The following is a 4370-nucleotide window of genomic DNA, read 5'->3' as shown; positions in this document are numbered from 1 at the left end:
CGGCCTGCCGGGCGACGGCCGGGACGGCCTGCCGGGCGACGGCCGGGACGGCCTGGCCAGGGCGGTGGACAGTGCCAGGGCGGTGGACGGCGCGGATGCGGCGCGAGCCGTCCGGTCGCCGGTTCCGTCGCGTTATGCCACCCGATACGTGATGGTGCACGGATATCGAAGGGCCTATATACGGGCGGGGCGCGGCCCGGCGTTGCTGCTCGTCCACGGCATCGGGGACAACTCGCAGAGCTGGCGTGGCCTTGTTCCGCTGCTCGCGCGGGGGCGGACGGTGATTGTGCCGGACCTGCTCGGTCACGGCGAGTCCGACAAGCCGCGCGGGGACTATTCCATCGGCGGATACGCGTGCGGGATGCGTGACCTTTTGACGGTGCTCGGTATCGACCGGGTGACGGTGGTCGGCCATTCCCTGGGCGGCGGCATCGCCATGCAGTTCGCCTACCAGTTCCCCGAGCGTTGCGAGCGGGTGGTACTGGTCTCGACCGGCGGGGTGTGCCCGGATCTGCATCCGGTGCTGCGGGCCATGGCGACCGCTCCTGGATCAGGACTGGTGCTTTCGCTGGCCACCGCGTCCTCGCTGCGCCAGGTCGGCTGGGCGGTGACCCGGACGTTGCGCTGGCTGCGCACCGATCTGGGCCGGGACGCCGACGACCTGATGCGGATGTTCGACAACCTGCACATGCGTACCGCCCGGGCGGCATTTCTGCGGACGCTGCGCGCCTCGGTGGACGGTCACGGCCAGGCAATCACCATGTTGGACCGTTGCTATCTCGCCGCCGGAATGCCATGTATGATCATATGGGGTGAGCGTGACGCGGTGATTCCGGTCGAGCACGCGCGGATCGCGCACGCGGCGATGCCCGGCAGCCGTCTGGAGATCTTTGAGGGTGCCGGACATTTCCCCCATCACAGCGATCCGGAGCGCTTCCGGGCGGTACTGGAGGACTTCCTGGCTACCACCCGCCCGGCGACGTACTCCGCCCGGCAGTGGCGGGACCTGTTGTGCTCGCGGGGACGGGTGGGGCAACAGCCCATCCGTGACCGGGACATGGCCGGGTGCCAGTGACCGTCGACGGCCGGTTCACCGGTGGCCGGCCCGGCCGCCGCCGGCGGGGCGATGACGCGGACGGAGGCGGATCTGCCTGGCCACAGGGCCAGGCCGGGGCCGGTCGGGGCCGGCTGGGGCCGGGAACCGGATGACCGAACCACGGCGAAGAAGGTGAGCCGGAAACGAAGATGCGTCGACGGCCCCGTGGCCGGCGGTGAACACGCGGCGGTTGTCGGTTCAGGTTGTCGGCGTGCCACTCGTGGGCATCGTCTTGTCAGGAGTTGTGTTTGAGTCGTACCCGCAACGGTTCATACTGGTGACAGCCTCGCGCTGTTCCCGGGCATGAACAGCCGTGGGCCGGTTGGTCCAGGGTCCGTGATCAGCCAGGTATGATGGCCTGCCTCGACGCCGCCGCCGGCCATCACGTCAGATCGTCAGATCGTCAGATCGTCGAGACAGATGCCACTTCTATGTTCCAACCCGGTGTCGTATTGGGTCGTTGGCGCCCGCTATCGTGGAGTTCGTCGAGCGCGGTCATGCCAATATGGCCTATCCTTGTCGTAGTAACTGGAAGTCAGAGATATATCGGAGGTCGACCGTTGGCACGTCGTGCACGTCTGAGCTGGCCAGAAGAGCGTCGCCAAGCAAGTGAGGTCGTCGTCCGCCGGGTGGACCCCGGTCGCGGCTGGACCCTCGAGCAGGCCCGTGACCTGGTACGGCAGGGCTACTCTGTCGAGCATGTAGCGGAACGCACAGGATTTCCGCCGCAGATGTTGAAAGTCGCCGAAGTCGCCGCCGAGGAGTGAGCCGGCCGGTCACCATCCGCTTCGGCCGCGAAATAAGCACGCTCCGCGACGCCTATAGCGGCAGGCTCCGGCGGGGTGCGCCGAGCCGGCGGAGTGGGGAAGCGCCGAGCGCCGTACCGACGTCCCAGGCCGTCACCCTGCGGAGCCTGGCAGCGACCCAGGGGGCGAGGCCTTCCGGCAGCGTGTAAAAAGCACGGCCACGTCGCTTTTGACCTGCTGGATTGCGTCGGCATCCGTGGTCCGCCCCTAATGTGCGGGCCCGGTGATTTGCGCCGGTCATTCCACCAGCGAGGATGATTGATCGTCCTCATCCGACCGCCTGACGTCGACGTCGACGTCGACGTTGTCCGCGTCCGTGCTTGCCGTACCGCTGCCCGTGGCGCGAACAAGCCGGCCGAGGTGGTCCGAGTAGACGCCGTCCAGGCCGAATCCCACCAGCCGGTTCAGCGTCCCGGACGTCTGCGCGTGCCAGCCGAAGGCGAGCAGCCCGCCGGCGCGTACCACCGGCACCATCGACGCGGTCCACTCGTTGGCCCGCAGGTTCAGCACCGTGGCACCAGCCGCCGCGGCCTCACGCACGTACGCGTCCAGCCGGTCGTCCGGCCGGCTGTCCGGGAGGGCACCGCGACCGCCGCCGCGACCGCGGAAGCCGGCCTCCCGTGCGGACGCGGAGTTGACCAGCCGTACCGGCCCCGGCCCGGCAAGCTCGTCGAGCGACCGCCAGTGACGGATCGCCGGCAGGCTGCCGCACAGCCACAGCCGTTCCGCCGTGCCCGCGGCCCGGGCCACCGCGGCGACGGCCACGGCGGCCCGTCCGATGGCCGACGGGGGATCCTTCAGGTCCAGGCTGAGCTCGAAGTCGCTGCCGCAGGTGGCGTAGAGGTCGGCCAGAGCGGGCAGCCAGGCCGGTAACCGGGCCGCCGGCAGGTCGCCGATCCGGCGGCGGCCCGGGGGGCCGAGCACGCCGTCGTGATGGAGCACCGGGACGCCGTCGGCGGTGAGCCACACGTCCGACTCCAGCCCGCCCGCGCCGCCGGCCAGCGCCCGGCTGAACGCCGCCAGGGTGTTCTCCCGCCGGAAGCGGCCCGGCGCGCCCCGGTGGGCGAACCCGATCACGGCCCCGGCGGGACGGGTCACCGGACGGTGGGCCGGGCGGGCTGGTCGAGAATGCCCAACGCCCGGCTGTGCAGGCGGCCGTTGGTCGTCAGGATCGAGCCGCCGCCGGGCCCACGGCGTCCGGACAGGTCGGTGAAGGTGCCACCGGCCTCCTCGACGATCACCTGGAGGGCGGCCATGTCCCAGAGGGAGACATCGGGCTCGCAGGCGAGGTCGACAGCGCCCTCGGCGACCATCATGTGGGACCAGAAGTCGCCGTAGGCGCGGGTCCGCCACACCGCGTCGACCAGGTCCAGGAAGGGCGCCAGCCGCCCGGCGGCCGACCAGCTCTCGATCGAGGCGAAGGACAGGTAGGCGTCGGCCAGGTCCGCCACCGCGGACACGGCAAGGGAGCGGGTCTCGCCGACCGCCGTGCGGGTGTGGGCGCCCCGGCCGCGGGCCGCCCACCAGCGCCGGCCCATCGCGGGGGCGCTCGCCACCCCGACGGTGACCTCGCCGTCGACCTCGAGGGCGAGCAGCGTCCCCCATACCGGCACCCCGCGCACGAAGTTCTTGGTGCCGTCCACCGGGTCGACCACCCAGCGACGCCGGGTGTCGGCACCGATGAGCCCCTGCTCCTCGCCGAGCACCGCGTCGCCGGGCCGGGCCTCGGCCAGCCGCTCGCGGATCATCGCCTCCACGGCGGTGTCGGCGTCGGTGACCGGGGTGGCATCGGGTTTCGCCTCGACGCGCAGGTCGACGGCCTGGAAACGGGCTAGTGTGATCGCGTCGGCGGCGTCCGCGAGGGCGAGGGCGAGGGCGAGGTCGTCACCGATCGGGTGCCCGGTGGCCGCGTCCCCGTCGACGGTGGGCCGGGTGCCGCCGGGAGCCGGCTGTTGGCCTGGTCCCGGCAGGTCCGTCCCCACGGCTCCCAGAGTGTCTGTTCGGGCGACGTCTGTTCGGGCGGCATTGGTCACGCGGGGAGCCTACCCGCGCGCGCCTTCACCCGGGCGGAAGGCGGCCTTCGTGAACAAGGCCCACCAGACGTCGCGCGGGCGGCGACGCTACCACGGACGGCCTGTCGCCCCCTCCGCCACCCGAGTCAGCCGGCACCTGGAGCGTCAGCTATGTAACCATACGCATCCGCACGAACGCAGGCGCATGTCGATGGGCGCCGGTCATCGCTGAAGATCAGCGCGAGTTTGTCATTTTATACGCTTATACGACAAAAAAGCGTACAAAACGACAAACTTACGCGCCGATTATGGTTTGCGCGGGCGGTCACGGACGGGATGCGCGCCGCTGGGACGGCGTCCCGGGGCGGCCGGTATCGGGGCGGCCGGTATCGGGGAGGACAGCCGGGTTGGCTGGGGCCGGGGGATTTCGGTGACCGCTGGGGCCCGGTACTGGGG

At 71.0% G+C, this 4370-nt stretch carries 3 protein-coding genes; 1 reads left to right on the top strand and 2 read right to left on the bottom strand.

Annotated features, from left to right (window positions below):
• Positions 1-4: 4 nt before the first annotated feature.
• The gene (locus tag AC5LSR_RS12100; RefSeq protein ID WP_493468475.1) at positions 5-1075 is read left to right on the top strand and encodes an alpha/beta fold hydrolase; all 1071 of its coding nucleotides are present in this window, start codon (positions 5-7) and stop codon (positions 1073-1075) included.
• A gap of 1064 nt (positions 1076-2139) precedes the next feature.
• Here the strand turns inward: AC5LSR_RS12100 and AC5LSR_RS12095 are convergent.
• Complete coding sequence (locus AC5LSR_RS12095) at positions 2140-3000, bottom strand: glycerophosphodiester phosphodiesterase (protein ID WP_250281804.1); 861 nt, start codon at positions 2998-3000, stop codon at positions 2140-2142.
• Positions 2997-3794, bottom strand: a complete 798-nt coding sequence (gene hisN, locus AC5LSR_RS12090) for a histidinol-phosphatase (RefSeq protein ID WP_250281817.1) — start codon at positions 3792-3794, stop codon at positions 2997-2999. The genes AC5LSR_RS12095 and hisN overlap by 4 nt, the downstream gene beginning before the upstream one ends.
• Positions 3795-4370: the final 576 nt, after the last annotated feature.

The sequence above is a fragment of the Protofrankia sp. CiP1_Cm_nod4 genome (assembly GCF_982290645.1).
The sequence above is the reverse complement of the archived record's forward strand: the minus strand, read 5'-3'. Positions and strand labels throughout refer to the sequence as shown.